Genomic DNA, 16,327 nt, shown 5'->3' on the forward strand with positions numbered 1-16,327 from the left:
GGTTTATGCGGTAGTTTCGGTGGAGGTGTCAGCGTCAACTAATGCGAGCAGTTGATCACGACGTTCATCAAAATTTGTCGACAGAACGTGAAGAAACAGACTATTCGGCGCAGCCTTTATTAGTCCAATCGTATCAGATCTCAGTGCACTAGCTGTAAACGAGGGATTATTAGCACTTCCGCCGATTATTGCTGGTTTTAACACTGTACTTTTAAATGATTTATCTTTGTACTCCTTAAGAATATTTATCAATTTTCTTATTGAAATGAGTTCTTTGGTAAATAAGCCCCCACTATCATTGCCCGTTAGCTTTAGATGCAGTTCTTCATCTTCTATTGTTTTGACCAAGTCGAAATAAATGTAACTCTCGCTCTTTGGACTAAGCTTTTTAGCTTTCCCTGATAGCAAAGTGGCAGTATTCTCACACTCTATTGCTTCCTGATTACCTTGGTCTTGTGTCTCTTGTACTTTCTCCGGTTCCATTCCTGTCTGTAAGTTTTCTTCCATAACTTCTACCTCGCTATCGGCTTTATTTTTATTACTGGCGGTTTTGCGGGACATAGATATTTATCCTTATTGTTTGGCTTGAGTTATAGCGACTCTGCGTGCGGTAACAAAACCTGTACAGGGTGAGACGTATTTGATGTCGGACTAACTAAATAAACGCCGCCCCCTGCTGATGTGATGATGGCAAGGGCAATGATAAAATCCGTGTCAGTACTGTTAATAAGGTAAACCGTTTCGGGGTAGTTTTGTACAAAACGAATAAGATGCTGAACACTCTCTGGTTGCTGATTAATGGATTCATCCGTATCTGACTCTTCGATTAATATCAGGCTAGTGCTAACCTCTTGCCAGAATTCAGCAGTAATTACATCATCAAATTCGAATGGTTCAGTCATGTGGTGTCGTAAAGCTGCTATCGTCTCTTTCGATAATGGTAGAGAGTCAAGCTCATTGAATTGTGTGATTATTTTCATTTTCAAAACTCCATATATAAGAAAGCCCGAACTCATTCGTTGAGTTCGGGCTTGATATGTTGATTTAATATCGAAGCGATTAGGCTTCGTCGATTAATTGGATTAGAACTTGCGAAGATTGACGAAGAGACTCATTCCCAGCTCTCGCATAACGCATTGTGCTACTAATGGACTTATGGCCGAGAAGTTGCTTTAGCACACCAACATCAACGCCTGCAGATATAAGTGATGATGCATAAGAGTGACGTGCTGTATGAAAAACGATCTGATCGGGTTCTTTAAGCATCAATTCTTTTTTGATCTTGTTGAACAAATGTCGAGGTTGGCTGATGTGTGACTTTTCTTTTTGCCCTGGAAATACATATGGGTTCCCCTTCTTCTTGAGCCTTAGCAAAAAACGAAACTCTTGAATCGCCTGGGGTGTAAGCTGGATCTGGTGTTGAAACCCATTCTTTGAGTCTTCCCTTGGTATACGCATCACACCATTTTCAAGGTCAATATTTGGCCAACGAGCAGCCCTGAGACTGCGTTCTCTGCATCCCAGCATGAAAAGCAGAATAATAAACCGGCTACGAATAGGACAATAATCCGGTTTTCTTAGCTCTTCGAAAATCCGTTTTATCTCCTGAGGCGATAGCCATCGCTCCCTAGCTCCTGTTTCTGGAAACAACTTAACACGAGCCGCAACGTTGGGAATGGAGTACTCTTCTTCTATCATGCGGCCCATTAGCTTGAGCAAACATAACACACGGTTAATTGTTGAACGACTTAGCTTCTTACCACGTAAATGAACCTTATCCATCAATCCTGCAACCATGGACTGTATGTGTGAAACTTTAAGCTGGTCATAACTGATATCCCAAATATCAACACAGTGGTTAAATCTTGCTATATCATGACGCCAGCTTTTCTTGCGTGACTTAGAAATTTTAATGAAGTGATTGTTGAAGTATTCAGATACAGTAGGTATGTCTGGTTTGACGGTTGAGTTTTTTGGATCTATTCCTTCAGCAACCATTAGCTTAATACGTTGCGCTTGCTTCCTTGCATCCGCCAAGGAAACTTCTGGAAACGTACCAAGAGATAAAGAGCCTTTTTTACCATTCAAAGTATATCGAACCAACCACTTCTTTCGCCCATTTTTACCAACCAGAACCTTGAAGCCCGATAATTCGGAACAGGAATACTCTGCTTCAGTGGACCGAGAATTAGGATCATTGGAAGGTAAGCTAGTGATCTTAGCCGTAGTGAATTTAAAACGTTTCTCCATATTAAGTGAACCTCTTTACTGGCTTACTCAATAAGAATATATGTCTAATTTTTGTACTAATCCGGAAGAAAGTCGGACACGAAGCCTAATGTAATACAGACAAGTCAGGCTTCACATCTATTCCAGGTTACTGACAAAGAAAGTTCAACTGTTTTACTCTCTCAACGTATCGTACCAAAAACTACCTTCAGGTGTTTTCCGGTCATTCCCTACTTTAATAACGGTAATTCCTGAATGGTCTTTCAACCTCAATCTTTCTTGATAATACTCTTTAAGCTTTAAATCAGATTCTGCACCAAAGTCATTTGTGTAGTGAAAAATAACTAGTTCCTTTCCATCATCTTCTATACAAGAACGGAATAGGCCATTAATATGCCCGTCATCCACATTAAAACCATAGCCTATAACTGCGACTACATCAGACTCCTTTAGGTTATTGTATAATTTCACATAACGTTCAGACATTTTAATTGATGTGAGAGGTTTAATCCCACTTTGAGTAAATAAAAATGGAACTGTAAAATGCTGACTATCGGCTGAGATTTCTTTAGATACAATAGTATTTAGGTAAGGATCATAGCAGTCATCAACTGAACCATTCAAATAATAAACATCTTCATCTGATATTGTTCCGATAAAGTTGTTATAGTTCGTTGTACCAATAGCCTTAATTTCATGCTCTTCTTTAATATTTAGAATATCATGATAGTAACCATCACCACTTATTATTTTCTCATGGAATTTATCAGCTATAGATGATATATATCGTTGAGCCGTATTCAAAAATATATTTATCTTGCAAAATTTGGCCCAATCTGTTTTTGGGCTATAAAGATAGCGCCAGTTAGAATCAATCAGTGATTGATAGTCTAGTGAAGCAGCAAAGATATCTTCAAGAATTTCTAGGGCAAATGCACATATAAGGTGTTCATCACTTGTATCAGCTGTTATTGCAATTGGCTCGCCATCTAAGATAACTTCGAGGCCTGTCAAACCTGCCCCTCTATAATCTAAAGAAAAAATAGCCCCGAGATCATCAAATATGTCAATCTCATCAGGTTTCTTTTCAAAAATGCCATCATTTAAATTATGCACTAATTCTTCGCCACAAGCCCCTATAAGCAGCTCAAGGACAGAACGACAAAAGTCACGGCACCTTTTTCTTATAAAGAAGTTTTCATCCGTGGATGGGAGCTCAAGTGCTTTCAAGTAACTCGAGAAAAAGTCGCTTGAGAACAGTTGATTATAATCTCCCAAAATACCAGAAATTCTAATTTCATGGCTAAATGTTTCTGAACCAAATGATATACCCAAAACCCTTTCAAAAGCTTCGCGTATGTTTCTATCAAATGTTTCATCAAACTTACGGGCTAATTCTGAGACTCTAGAGTCAAATTCTGATAGATATCTAATAATATCAAAACGTTTGTACTCTAAACTACTTTTAACCAAGCTTTCATATTGAGTTCTACCAAATGATGATATGGGCTTCTTCTCATAGTCTTGTGGTAGCCAATTCTTGGCATAATTTGAGCGTTTATTGACTTTTTCCCTTGCTTCTCTTAACCGTTTTTTGTCTTCAGCAACATCCATTCTAAATATGTCGAGGGCAAATTTCCCTCCTGACGGTAAACCATAGCCAATTTCGGCACCAGCACCAAAAAACAATGATACTTTACTCATTAACTCGCCCTTTTCCAAATATGAATCTTGAATGTCTTCAACAAACAGGTTTTCGATAGACATATTTCAAGCTGATCTTTAGCACACAATCATATCAACACGCTGCATAAGAAAGATATTCCAGCATGCGCATACTTGCCAAAAATTGTGAACTGATAACGTTTGGGCCGGGATGATTACTAGTTAATTTTCTATAAAGTGGACACTAACCCTTAAGTAAAAACTTTTATTAGGTTTCGCGTCCGCTTCATCACGCCCCACCAGACCGGACACAGACAAGAGACCCACAGCAATTCAGCCTTGGCTATATTGGCACGTAAATCACGCACAGTTCATCAGCACAGGAGATTCTTGACACTTTAATCGCACAGGAAATCTGCACAGAGAACAGGAGATAGACAGGAGGTAGGTTTGAGGAGAAGGCTTACCCTGAATTTCAGGTACAAAAAAACCAGCATTAAGCCGGCTTGATATGATTTTTACTGATTACGACACCGCAATTTTTCTAGGATTTTTAAATCCCTTGTGTCTACCAATTCCACCACCAGGGCAACGCAATCATGCGATGGGTTAGACACCATCTATCTCGCGACCTTTGCCGTGAGAACGAGGCGTACTTTAACGGATTAATTTATCTGGTCAACAAAAAATTAGTCTTTTTTATTCAAATGGTTAAAAAGACGACTCTAACGAACAAAGGGCGATCATTTTGCTTATTTGATCATCAATACGCTTTGCTTTCGTGCCTTTTAACCTTCTCATTTTATATCAATGAAGAGCCAACAAATCGCGCAAGTTAACAGTATGGGTATAAACTTAACGTGTATTTCAGAGAACAAAATAGCGCTCATCATGTTTCGAAAACCATCATTTCACTTACCCTTACATGCCGACTCCGAACTCGACTTCGTAGTGCCCCACTTCTTCCTTAGTGAATTTGATTATGCACGCTCTCTGGAGCAGGGAGTCATCGAAGACTTAGATCCTGAATTTACACATCAATATCGCGTCACACTGAGGCGCATACGCTCACTATGCTTACTACTTCGCGAACTGCTCCCTCCTTTTGAACAGCGTATTTTGAAACCTCATTTAAAAATAATGATGAAGAAAACAAATAAGCTGCGTGATTTGGACGTATTTATCTTGGGCAAAAAACAATACATTGAAATGCTCCCAAACCACAAATCGTCTCTTGAACAGCTTTTTGGCTTTATCGAAGCCGAACGTGCTTACGAACAGGCAAAAGTTACGCGTTGGCTAGCTACGGAAGAATACACAACGCACTGCACTTTGGTCAGGAATAGTCTGCTGCGAAGTACGCAACACGAACCAGTGGATAGCAACGTACCTGCGTTACTCTTCGCAAGCCAAAAAATCTACGATCAATTTAAAAAAGTTGATAAAGCACGGCGCAAGATCTCGGACAAAAGTCGTGACAGCGTGATTCATTCGATGCGGATAAAGTGCAAAGCGCTGCGTTATCTGTTAGAAGGGTTTTCCACGCTCTATCCTTCCCAACAGCACAAAAACAACGTGAAACAACTAAAACTATTGCAAGATAAACTCGGTGACTTTAACGACACTTCAAGTCAAATTGAATTTTTCGCACAACTCAAAGAGACAGCAAATCTCAATAAACAAGATCGTAAGGCTTTGAAAAAGCTAATTAACGTGCTTAGCGAACATCATGAACTCTCTCGCCAAACCATCTTGACGCATTTAAGCCAGTTTGAGTCTTTCATTCGCGATACCAATACACAGAATCTCTACCGACCCTAAATCAAGGTTCACGTATTTTTAATATTCATTAATTACAGTCAACCGTTAGGCTCCACTAAGAAAGTTAACGTGAAACCATTAAAACGATACCAATACGAGCGCTATGCGGTGCTTTGTAATCTCGCCTACCCTCGCGTCTTCAGACAAACTCAATATGGATTCGATCCTAATGGGCAACGAGTCATTAGAAATGAACACGGTAAGATTATGATTCGCGTGCTCTGGAGTAAAAAACAGAGTGAAGTGGTCGTAGTGATTAAAGGCTCACACAGTATCAGTGATTGGTTGTTGAACTTCGCGATGTGGACGAGAAGCTGTCGAAGGTTGGGACTAAACTATCGCATTCACGCAGGTTTCTATCATCTGTTGTTCCAAGAAAGTTTACCGAGCCGGAATGAAGATCGGTTAGGGTTGACCGTGATCGAACGCCTCGAAGGTATCGTTGTACCACTTATTCTCAGGGGGAAAAGAATCACTATTACTGGCCACTCTTCAGGTGGCGCGATTGGCAGTGTTTTTGCTGACTATATTGAGAAAAAATACCCCAAAAGCATTAAACGCGTGGTCACTTTCGGACAGCCCGCTGTCGGAGATTGGACGTTTAAGAAACGCTACCGTTTGGGGCACAAAACATACAGGATTTGTTGCGACATCGACATCGTGACCTTTATGCCGCCCGTACCTTTTTTGTATTGGCATGTAGGCAAAATGCTATGGTTATATAACGGGAGAATATACGAGAACACCCCAACGCTCATACGGCTTGGGCGCTCCTTATTTAGTTGGTTAATGCGACCGTTCTCTTATCACTTTATGAGTAAATACATTCGCGACAAAGACTTTTTTGATGAACGCTGAGTTAAACATCCGAAAGGTATGACGTACAGACACCAAAAAGCCGGACTTCGCCGGCTTTACGATTAAGTGGTGATCTACAGAGAGGCGATTTCTTTTTCAAGTTGATATTTGTTATCTGTGACAATTCGCTCTAACACTTCAACACGTCGCTTCAAGTCACCAATTTGCTTGTTAAGGTTATCTTGTTCTTCTCGGCTCATCGTATTACGTTCAGATATCTCCAACGCTCTTACTTCTTTACGATGGTTCAAGATTAACTTTATTATCCCGCCCCCAAATATGGCACCGAACACAATAGCCACAACCAATACATCAGCAATAGATTCCATTCTTTATCTTCCTCTAGATTATGCTCAAATATAAGTTACTCATTTGTCGAATGAATATCAAATAACACATTGATTCATTGAAAATAACCGACGTCGTTGCTACCACCAGCACCTTTATAGGCGGGTGGTAACCATAACGCAGTAAAGCCGTTATCAGATAGTGCCGACGCGTTGTTTTCAACTTGTGTCCAGAGTGCACCGTCATTTGGCACATACCAATGGAAATACTGCATCATGGTGCCATTTTGTGCCGCCATTACAGGCGAACTGAGCAGCAAAGTTAAGGGTAAAAGTGTAGGTTTAAGGTTGAATGTTTTCATTATTTTTCTCTCACGTTAAGGACTAGAATCCTCCTTTCTGCATATACGCACCAAGCGATACTAACTATGACGCTAGCTAGGTTGCTGCCTGTAATACAAAAAGTTCGGATTACAATCGAAGAGAAACTATCACCAATCACACTATACAATTATTGAGTTGTCTAACATTTATAAAATCAATAATTAGCGCGTTAAAAATATTGAATGGTGATCAAAACATGGGAGACTTTAGGAAAGCGCGAAGGGTTACGAAAAGGCGGATTAAAAACGAAAAAAGCCAGTCATTTAAGACTGGCTTTCGAAATAGTGGAGGCGCCTCCCGGAGTCGAACCGAGGTCCACGGATTTGCAATCCGCTGCATAGCCACTCTGCCAAGGCGCCTTTCTGATTTTGTATCTCTGTCACCAAAGATTTTGATGGTGCCCCGGGCCGGACTTGAACCGGCACAGCGCGAACGCCGAGGGATTTTAAATCCCTTGTGTCTACCAATTCCACCACCAGGGCAACGCAATCATGCGATGGGTTAGACACCATCTGTCTCATCGACCTTTGCCGTGAGAACGAGGCGTACTTTAACGGATTAATTTATCTGGTCAACAATAAATTTTATCTTTTTTATTTAAGTGCTTAAAAAGCGATCTGACTAGTACATTTGGCATTCAATTAGACCAATAAGCACCCGTTCCCTTTCATTAGCCCTGAAGTCATACGCATACTAGTGTCCGTAACTGCTTCGATGTAAACACGCGACTATCACGTTATGAACGCTGATCTTTTCACCGCTGTAACATCTGTAACAATTTAATTCCCTACTCTTGGCACGATTGCGTACAGAACATCATATTTTGTTACTGATAACTTTATATCGAATGTGGTCGTACCTTTATAAAATCATTGACTTTTTTTATTTTCAAACAAAGCTCAATTCATTATCGAAAATATCAATAAATAATGGTACGTTACACGAGTTGCAGTAATTTAATGGACATATATCACATATAAGGATGTGGTTTACTTTGGCGACACAACATAAGAAAAACAAGGTATATCACTAATGTCTATCAAGAATCTTTCTATAGCGAAAAAGATATCGCTATCGTTTTTACTCATTGCCATCGTCAACATTGCATTTGGCGTGTTTTTATCTACAGAGCTCAAAAGCATCAAATCTGAGCTTTTAAACTATACCGATGATACGCTTCCTGCAATGGAAAGGGTCGATTCGATTCGAGATCATTTGTCTCGCTGGCGCCGAGCTCAATTTGCTGCGTACACTTATGAAGACGCAGACCAAGTCAAAACTAAAATTTCTAACAATATTAGAGAACGCGAAAAGATCACTAGAGAGCTCAACGCTTACGGTGAAACTATCTGGCCTGGCGAAGAGCAGCAAACTTACCAGCGTCTTATGCGTCAGTGGAAAAAGTACTTGGATACTATGGACCAGTACAATGAAGCGATGCTAGCTAACGACAAAAGCAAGGCCCACCCTATTTTGGCGAACTCTTTGTCTGCTTTCGAAGCGGTTGACTCAGAGTTAGGCGAACTAATCCGTCTCCTTAAAGAAGCTATGGATAGCAACAAAACTCATATCCTGTCCTCTGTAAATGGATTGAGTAATTCTTCAATTGCAAGTAACGTGATTATTCTACTGATCATGGTAGGCATGACATACGTGCTGACTCGCCTAATTTGTGGCCCACTTAAACTTGTTGTTGAGCAAGCAAATGCCATCGCGACAGGTGATCTATCAAGTGACATTGACCGTAAAGCAATCGGCAATGACGAGCTTGGTGAACTGGCAGACGCGACCACTAAGATGCAAGATGACTTACGCCAAGTTATCGATAACGTGATTGCTGCAGTTACTCAGTTAAGCAGCGCTGTCGAAGAGATGAACCAAATCTCCGATATTTCTGCGTCTGGTATGAAAGATCAACAGCTGCAAATTACGCACATCGCAACAGCAATGACAGAAATGAAAGCGGCCGTAGCCGATGTTGCTCGTAACACTGAAGACTCAGCGAACCAAGCTAACGAAGCAAACCGACGCACACAACACGGTGTTCGTGAAACCCAAGGTATGGTTGACGCGATTCAAGAAGTTTCAAACGTAATTGGCGCTGCAGGCGATACCGTAGCAGAGCTTGAACAGCAATCGAATAAAATTAACGTGATCGTGGATGTTATCCGCGACATTGCCGATCAAACCAACCTACTTGCACTTAATGCAGCCATTGAAGCGGCGCGTGCTGGTGAGTCTGGTCGTGGCTTTGCCGTCGTTGCAGACGAAGTTCGAACTCTTGCTGGCCGTACGCAAGATTCAACGAGTGAAATCACTTCGATCATTGAGCAGCTACAATCACTTGCAAAAGACGCAAAATCAGCCACTGAACTTTCTAGAACCAGTATCTCAGAATGTGCAGAACAAGGCATTCAATCAAAACAGCTGATGAGCGACATTGAGCATTCGATTTCGGACATCTCAGACATGGGTACCCAAATCGCCACGGCTTGTAACCAGCAAGACTCTGTTGCGGAAGAGCTTAACCGCAGCATTGAAAACATACATTTAGCATCTCAAGAGGTCTCGCAAGGCTCGGAGCAAACCGCACAGGCGTGCCGCGAACTAAGCCAGCTATCCATTTCTCTTAAAGATGTAATGAGCCGCTTTAAACTGAGTTAAACTCAGTGGGTACCTTAGTAGATATCAAATCAATCCCGATTTGCTTAAATTGAATGTCATCACTGAGGTATATTTAGGTATATATTAAATCACTATCTTAATAAACGCTCCAAAGCACCACTTGGAGCGTTTTACTTCGTCAGGTACTTTCCCCAAGTACTCAATAACATAACCAATACAAAAAACGCGTACGGAGACTTTATGCGCTTAAATAAAACCTTACTATCACTGACTATCGCTGCTGCAATCGCGGTTCCTGTAATGCAAGCTACTGCTGCTCCTCTTCAAATTAGCAATACAGCAGCAAAAGCAGAGCAAGTTCAAGGTGCTAACGCTTGGCTAGAAATAAACTTAGGTCAGTTCCGCGATAATATTGAGCAGTTTAAATCGCACATGGATGGCAAAACGAAAATTTGTGCCGTGATGAAAGCCGACGCATACGGCAATGGTATCGCAGGCCTGATGCCGACTATTATCGAGCAACAAATTCCTTGCGTTGCCGTTGCAAGTAACGCCGAAGCACAAACTGTTCGCGACAGTGGCTTTAAAGGCCAACTTATGCGTGTACGCTCAGCGGATATTGGCGAGATTGAAGCCGCAATCAACCTAAATGTCGAAGAGTTGATAGGCACAGCAGAGCAAGCTAAAGCACTGTCTAAACTAGCCGAGAAAGCTGGTAAAGAAATCAAAGTTCACCTTGCTCTGAACGACGGTGGTATGGGACGTAATGGTGTTGATATGACGACAGAAGCAGGCAAGAAAGAAGCGCTAAAAATCGCTCAACAAGCTGGCGTAAATATTGTTGGTATCATGACTCATTTCCCTAACTACAATGCAGACGACGTGCGCCAAAAGTTAGCTTCATTCAAAGACAGTTCTGCATGGCTGATTAAAGAAGCGAATCTAAAACGCGACAACATTTTACTGCACGTAGCAAACTCTTACACCGCGCTTAATGTTCCTGAGGCGCAGCTTGATATGGTTCGTCCTGGTGGCGTTTTATACGGAGACTTACCAACTAACCCTGAGTACCCTTCTATCGTGTCTTTCAAAACACGCGTGGCATCCGTTCACCACCTGCCAAAAAATAGCACAGTCGGTTACGACAGCAGCTACACAACAAGCAAAGAAAGCTTAATGGCGAACATTCCTGTTGGTTACTCTGATGGTTATCCACGAAAAATGGGGAATACGGCAGAAGTTCTGATCAATGGCCAACGTGCAAAAGTTGCGGGCGTTGCTTCAATGAACACTACTATGGTAGATGTTACAGGTATCAAAGATGTTGAGCCTGGTTCTGAAGTTGTTTTGTTTGGCTCCCAACAAGGCAAAACGATTTCAGCTGCTGAGATGGAAAAACACGCAGAAGTCATCTTCCCTGAACTATACACGGTTTGGGGAAGCGCGAACCCTCGTGTCTACGTAAAATAAACCTATTCAGTTATTCGTAACAGAGCGAAAAAGCGAGCCTCGTGCTCGCTTTCTTTCTTATTTACTAATCTGTACTAGCTCGTGATGTTATCAATTAAACAGAGCTTACTATTTCTGTTGTTTTATTCTCCTTTAGCACTACCAAGCGCGACTCTCTACACTCTGTTTCTTAAAGCCGCTTGGATGGCTCAATTTTATATAGCACTTAGAGTTTGAAAGCCCCTCCAATTGATGTTAAACATGAAGTTTACAAAAGAATAACAAACACACTCGTATGGCACTGCCCCTTTGCCTGCTAGCTAGGTATCTCTATGACAGAAAATACTCAACATCTTCAACGCTCCTCCACTGAGTTGCACGAATTTAATCGGCTTGACGTCTGGAACGGCTTCACCCAACTTTTACCCCTCTCTATGTTCGTGGTCATATTTGGCCTCGCTTTCGGTGTTGCTGCGGTACAGACTGGACTAGATGTATTTCCCACTATGTTGATGAGCACACTGGTCTTCGCCGGAGCTTCACAATTTGCCACGTTAGAAATGTGGGGAGCAGAAGTCCCTCTCATTCCAGTTCTTATTACTGTATTTGCTATTAATGCTCGTCACCTCTTGATGGGAGCCACACTTTATCCATGGTTACGACAACTCCCACCAACAAAACGTTACGGTGTAATGCTGGTAGCATCAGACGCTAACTGGGCAATGGCACTCAATGCATTTGGTAGAAAAGAACCAGGCTTTGGCTTGCTTGTTGGTGGCGGCTTAGCGATGTGGTCTTTTTGGATTGTGGGCACCTGGATCGGCATTTATTTTGGTAGCGCAATCAAAGATCCGGTGGGCCTAGGGCTCGATATGGTTATGGGATGCTTCCTGCTGTCTATGGTGGTGGCTGGGCCGAAAGACTTAAGAATCTTTGCAATTTGGGCCATAGCAGCAGCCTCTTCTATGTTGGCGTATTGGTATTTGCCAGAGAATAGCCACGTAGTGGTTGGCGCCATTACTGGCGGAGTCTTGGGTGCTTGTTGGAAGGAGAAGAAAGCATGAACATCGAAACAACCTTAGGTGGCACACTGCTTATCATTATCGCTATGGCGTTAGTCACGCTCATAACCCGCTGGGGCGGAGTGTATGTTATGTCATTCATTCCAATTAGCGAACGGGTTCAACGTTTCATTACTGCGATGTCAGGCTCCGTATTGGTTGCCCTTTTAGCTCCGCTAGCAGTAGAGGGTGATAACGGTGCTAGAGCAGCACTGTTTTCTACTGCCGTTGTCATGTTCATCGTGAAAAAGCCTCTACCCGCAATCGCAGCAGGCATCATCGCCGCCGCTGCAGTACGTGCTCTTTAGTCGCTGTTTCAACGCCGATACCAGTCATCAATAAAAGACCCAAAATACAAAACCCTGATGTCACGAGTGACATCAGGGCTTATCTTATGCCCATCATTTTAACGATGAACAACGATTATTAATCATGGTGAGACAGCACATTACGCACAGCAGTTACAATTGCGCTTATATTTGTCCATTTTACCAATACCAGGGTTAAAGGTATTGGTTGGGTCTAATTCGTGGTAAAACTTCTGCAACGAGTTTTCGGCTTCATACAAGTGACCCACGTTATGTTCTGCTGGGTATTTGGCACCACGGCTATTGAGGTGCTCTAGCATCAGCTTTTTCATCAACTTCGTGTCAGTCCCTTTTTTGAAAATGTAATCTTGATGGAAGACGTAACACATAAAGTGACCATAATAGAGCGCTTGAACAAGGTTCTTACTTACCTCTTCAGGCAAAGTTTCTAGCCACTCTTCATCATTACGTCGCAAAGCAATATCAAGTGCAACGATGTCTTCTACGTCTTTTCGGTGAATCGTCTCGTAACGAATTGCTGCACCTGCTGCTGCAAAGCGATGTAAATAAGCTTTTTTACCCTCTTCCGGCGTACACTCGAAGAAATCACAGTCGTCTTCAACAGCCCAAACTTCTTTGAGGTATTTTTGCGCCTCAGCAATACCACCATCACTCATTTTCAATACCAGGTGATGCTCATACTTGTCACGGAAATCCAGCATTCGTTCTGGTAAATGTTGTGGGAACAACTTGCTCGCGTAGTACAAAATGGTGTCTGGTAGATATTTACTGACAAATGGGATGCGCTCTAAGAAATTTTCTACCTTAGCTTTAAGTGCGAACATTTTTGGCAACTTATCTGTACCTAACAAGTCGATGGATAAGAACACATCCTTGCCGTACTTCTCTGCCATGTTGAAGATATCTCGATGCAAGTATTCTCCCATCTCAGGCAAGTTATCAAACGTAGATAAGAAGTCTTTTCGCAACTTCGTTAGTTTCGCAGGGTCATTGGTGCCAAGGTAAAAAACCTGCTCTTTTTCGGGTACTGGGTAGCTGTCAACCCGAACGGCAAAAACCCCCAACTTACCAGCGCAGCCACTGGCTTCAAATAATCGGCGTTCATCGGCATTAAAGCGAGAAGGAATGTCAGAAGTCACGTCTCGAACACGTTCATCGTATTCTTTGTCTGATGCCATTCGCTCATCATGAATGATCTTCGCTGGGTCAAAGTTCCCTTCTTCCAGGTTTGTTAGAATTTCTTCTGGCGTTTCACCTAATCCTTCAATACCAAGGTGGTTCACCAAATGTAACTGGCCTTGCTTATCCACCTGCGCATAGATCGCCAGTTCCGTATAAGCAGGACCACGCTTAACTAGCGCACCGCCTGAGTTATTGGCGATACCACCGACCACAGTGGCACCTAGCGATGAAGAGCCGATGATAGAATGCGGTGCTCGGTTCACTGCCTTCAGCTCTTTCTCCAAAGAGTGTAAGCTCGCACCAGGCAAGCAAACCGCCTGCTTACCGCCATCTAATAAGTGAATCTTCTTGATTTTGGTAATATTGATCACAACCACATCGCGATCATAATCATTACCACTCGGAGCCGAGCCCTCTGTTAAACCTGTTTTAGCCGCCTGCATGATAATGATGCAGTTTGCTTCAACACACTGTTTAATAATCTTCCATTGTTCTAGAAGAGTATTAGGAAACACGATAGCAAGCGCATTACCACTACCCGAACGAAACCCCGAGCGGTAATATTTCGTTTTAACCTCGTCGGTTAGAACATTTTCTTCCCCAACGATGGCTTTAAATTCTTCAATCAGCTGCTTTTGTTTCATATCCGTATCTCTAGTTATTGTACTTCGCTCACAACACCGCTTAGCGGCAGGCATGGCGTTTGAGCCACTATAAGCAGTCCATTTCTCTGCGTCTATGTCAGACGGGCGAGCAATACGTAATCAATAAACAACAAACAAAATAATTCTTTATTTTTCTGTCACTTATCTTTCACATTTGAGAAATTTAACGTAAGAAACAGACCGTTTCTTAAAAGAAACAATAGAAAAACCATTTGTTAACAGTTGTGCGGGGTATCTTGTTATCAATATTAGTGAAGAAAACGAGGAGAAGCGTAAGCCCCTAAATTTAAGAGGATTCTTAGAAATGAAGATGGAAACATAAGCTCAACACCAATATAACGATCGGTGTTGAGTTATTGGCTTAAAATCGATGGTTTTGACTTTGAAAGCTTGAGTATAGATGATCGATAAAGATCTTAATTTTTTCTGGTTGCTGACGAGTGTAGGGATACACCGCATAAATACCCAAACATTTGGCTGTTTCGTCTTTAAATAACTGAATCAGACTGCCTTGTTTTAAGTCTTCATAAACCAATACACGCGGTACATAGATGATTCCCTGCCCTAACAGCGCTACATTTCTCAATACAGAAGAATTGTTGGTACAGAGGTTACCGTCGACGGTGATTTGATATACCTCGTCTCCATCTTTAAACGCCCACTCATGCGCTCCGGTTTCTTGGTAGGAATAGACTAAACAATTGTGTTTAGCCAAGGCTTGAGGTTGTTTAGGTATGCCATGTTTAGCTAGGTATTGGGGTGACGCGCAAATGATCCAATTCGCATCCACCAGCTTTCTTGCAATCAGACTAGAATCTGGCAACACACCCGTTCTAATTGCCAAATCAAAACGTTCATTCACGATATCGACGAAACGATTATCTAGATCCATATCGATATTGATGTCTGGGTATTTCTGATTAAATTCATTAATCACTTGAGGAAGAATTAATTCACCAGAGATAGTAGGCACCGAAATTTTAATGTGTCCAGATAAGTTTTTACCTAAACCCACAATGGATTCTTCCGCCGTTGCCACCGCTTGATAAACCGCTTTTGCATGAATAAAAAACGCTCGTCCTGCTTCAGTCAACGTTAGCGTTCGCGTTGTTCGGTAGAGAAGCTGTACACCAAGCTCTTGTTCAAGCTTGGCAATGCGTTTACTGACGACCGATTTGGTCAGTGACATATGTCTCGCGGCAGCACTGAATGAACCTTGCTCGATCAAGTGATAAAAAATGATGTAATCGTCGGTATTTCTCATGCGTCTTCGTCAAATCCTTTGGAAGCCCGTATTGTAAACTGAAATTGGCTGAGGTGCGAAACATCAGGTCACACTTAATATCAGAAACTCGTGACAGAGATGGGGTTGCTAAGCTCACAGGTAATGAAAAAGAGATGGTATGAATTTATCAGTCTTCAGATACAAAAAAACCAGCTTTCGCTGGTTTTAAGTTGATGCACTTGGCATCGAGATACCGCCATGGCCATATCTGAATAATTTGGAGCGACACACGAGGTTCGAACTCGTGACCTCAACCTTGGCAAGGTTGCGCTCTACCAACTGAGCTAGTGTCGCATTTTTCTCGAAAGCCATTCGCTCTCAAAAGAATAATGGAGGCGCCTCCCGGAGTCGAACCGAGGTCCACGGATTTGCAATCCGCTGCATAGCCACTCTGCCAAGGCGCCTTTTTTATTACGCTTCAGGGCTCTACCCCGTTGCGTTGGTGGCTACTTTACGGATTGAGAGAAGATAGTCAAACAAAAATATT

General features: G+C 42.1%; 13 protein-coding genes, 4 tRNA genes and 1 pseudogene. 6 read left to right on the forward strand and 12 right to left on the reverse strand.

The window, feature by feature from the left end; translation table 11 throughout:
• Positions 1 to 3: 3 nt before the first annotated feature.
• The 4 genes from R8O10_RS07990 to R8O10_RS08005 all read right to left on the reverse strand — a co-directional run bounded on the left by R8O10_RS07990 (position 4) and on the right by R8O10_RS08005 (position 3,996).
• On the reverse strand, positions 4 to 561 hold the full coding sequence (locus R8O10_RS07990; RefSeq protein WP_169644539.1) for a hypothetical protein: 558 nt from the start codon (positions 559 to 561) through the stop codon (positions 4 to 6).
• 29 nt (positions 562 to 590) lie between these two features.
• A complete protein-coding gene (locus R8O10_RS07995) occupies positions 591 to 980 on the reverse strand; it encodes a hypothetical protein (RefSeq protein WP_169644541.1) in 390 nt (129 codons plus the stop codon).
• Positions 981 to 1,059: 79 nt separating this feature from the next.
• On the reverse strand, positions 1,060 to 2,250 hold the full coding sequence (locus tag R8O10_RS08000) for a site-specific integrase (protein ID WP_169644543.1): 1,191 nt from the start codon (positions 2,248 to 2,250) through the stop codon (positions 1,060 to 1,062).
• A 153-nt stretch (positions 2,251 to 2,403) separates the two neighbouring features.
• A complete protein-coding gene (locus tag R8O10_RS08005; protein ID WP_212734075.1) occupies positions 2,404 to 3,996 on the reverse strand; it encodes a hypothetical protein in 1,593 nt (530 codons plus the stop codon).
• Between the two features lie 789 nt (positions 3,997 to 4,785).
• Between R8O10_RS08005 and R8O10_RS08010 the strand changes: the two genes are divergently transcribed.
• Together R8O10_RS08010 and R8O10_RS08015 are read left to right on the forward strand one after the other, a co-directional pair.
• Positions 4,786 to 5,715 carry a CHAD domain-containing protein gene (locus R8O10_RS08010; protein ID WP_213872422.1) on the forward strand — a complete coding sequence of 310 codons (930 nt, stop codon included), beginning with the start codon at positions 4,786 to 4,788 and terminating at the stop codon, positions 5,713 to 5,715.
• A gap of 69 nt (positions 5,716 to 5,784) precedes the next feature.
• Positions 5,785 to 6,573 carry a lipase family protein gene (locus tag R8O10_RS08015; RefSeq protein ID WP_005375991.1) on the forward strand — a complete coding sequence of 263 codons (789 nt, stop codon included), beginning with the start codon at positions 5,785 to 5,787 and terminating at the stop codon, positions 6,571 to 6,573.
• Positions 6,574 to 6,647: 74 nt separating this feature from the next.
• Here the strand turns inward: R8O10_RS08015 and R8O10_RS08020 are convergent, their stop codons facing one another.
• The 4 genes and pseudogenes from R8O10_RS08020 to R8O10_RS08035 all read right to left on the reverse strand — a co-directional run bounded on the left by R8O10_RS08020 (position 6,648) and on the right by R8O10_RS08035 (position 7,726).
• Positions 6,648 to 6,902 (reverse strand): hypothetical protein, encoded by a 255-nt coding sequence (locus R8O10_RS08020; RefSeq protein WP_005375990.1) that lies wholly within the window; start codon positions 6,900 to 6,902, stop codon positions 6,648 to 6,650.
• Between the two features lie 83 nt (positions 6,903 to 6,985).
• Positions 6,986 to 7,222, reverse strand: a pseudogene (locus R8O10_RS08025) (alpha-amylase); the annotation flags it as partial.
• Between the two features lie 307 nt (positions 7,223 to 7,529).
• Positions 7,530 to 7,603 (reverse strand) — tRNA-Cys (locus R8O10_RS08030).
• 36 nt (positions 7,604 to 7,639) lie between these two features.
• A tRNA-Leu gene (locus tag R8O10_RS08035) sits at positions 7,640 to 7,726 on the reverse strand.
• A 550-nt stretch (positions 7,727 to 8,276) separates the two neighbouring features.
• Here R8O10_RS08035 and R8O10_RS08040 point away from each other — a divergent pair.
• From R8O10_RS08040 to R8O10_RS08055, 4 genes are all read left to right on the forward strand, one after another.
• Complete coding sequence (locus R8O10_RS08040) at positions 8,277 to 9,908, forward strand: methyl-accepting chemotaxis protein (protein ID WP_053303666.1); 1,632 nt, start codon at positions 8,277 to 8,279, stop codon at positions 9,906 to 9,908.
• A gap of 201 nt (positions 9,909 to 10,109) precedes the next feature.
• On the forward strand, positions 10,110 to 11,339 hold the full coding sequence (gene alr / locus R8O10_RS08045) for an alanine racemase (protein WP_025767730.1): 1,230 nt from the start codon (positions 10,110 to 10,112) through the stop codon (positions 11,337 to 11,339).
• Between the two features lie 311 nt (positions 11,340 to 11,650).
• Entirely contained in the window at positions 11,651 to 12,382 is a 732-nt protein-coding gene (locus tag R8O10_RS08050; protein WP_017820197.1) for an AzlC family ABC transporter permease, read from the forward strand.
• Positions 12,379 to 12,687: an AzlD family protein gene (locus R8O10_RS08055; protein WP_017820198.1), complete on the forward strand. Its 309-nt coding sequence runs from the start codon at positions 12,379 to 12,381 to the stop codon at positions 12,685 to 12,687. Before R8O10_RS08050 ends, R8O10_RS08055 begins: the two co-directional genes overlap by 4 nt.
• Positions 12,688 to 12,827: 140 nt before the next feature.
• Here the strand turns inward: R8O10_RS08055 and dld are convergent, their stop codons facing one another.
• From dld to R8O10_RS08075, 4 genes are all read right to left on the reverse strand, one after another.
• Positions 12,828 to 14,534 (reverse strand): D-lactate dehydrogenase, encoded by a 1,707-nt coding sequence (dld, locus tag R8O10_RS08060; RefSeq protein ID WP_318191271.1) that lies wholly within the window; start codon positions 14,532 to 14,534, stop codon positions 12,828 to 12,830.
• A gap of 382 nt (positions 14,535 to 14,916) precedes the next feature.
• Positions 14,917 to 15,819, reverse strand: a complete 903-nt coding sequence (locus tag R8O10_RS08065) for a LysR family transcriptional regulator (RefSeq protein ID WP_318191272.1) — start codon at positions 15,817 to 15,819, stop codon at positions 14,917 to 14,919.
• 239 nt (positions 15,820 to 16,058) lie between these two features.
• A tRNA-Gly gene (locus R8O10_RS08070) sits at positions 16,059 to 16,134 on the reverse strand.
• A 36-nt stretch (positions 16,135 to 16,170) separates the two neighbouring features.
• Positions 16,171 to 16,244: transfer RNA gene (locus R8O10_RS08075), tRNA-Cys, on the reverse strand.
• Between the last annotated feature and the right edge of the window lie 83 nt (positions 16,245 to 16,327).

Origin of the sequence: Vibrio sp. 1727, from assembly GCF_033344415.1 — a bacterium.
Lineage (GTDB): Bacteria > Pseudomonadota > Gammaproteobacteria > Enterobacterales > Vibrionaceae > Vibrio > Vibrio alginolyticus.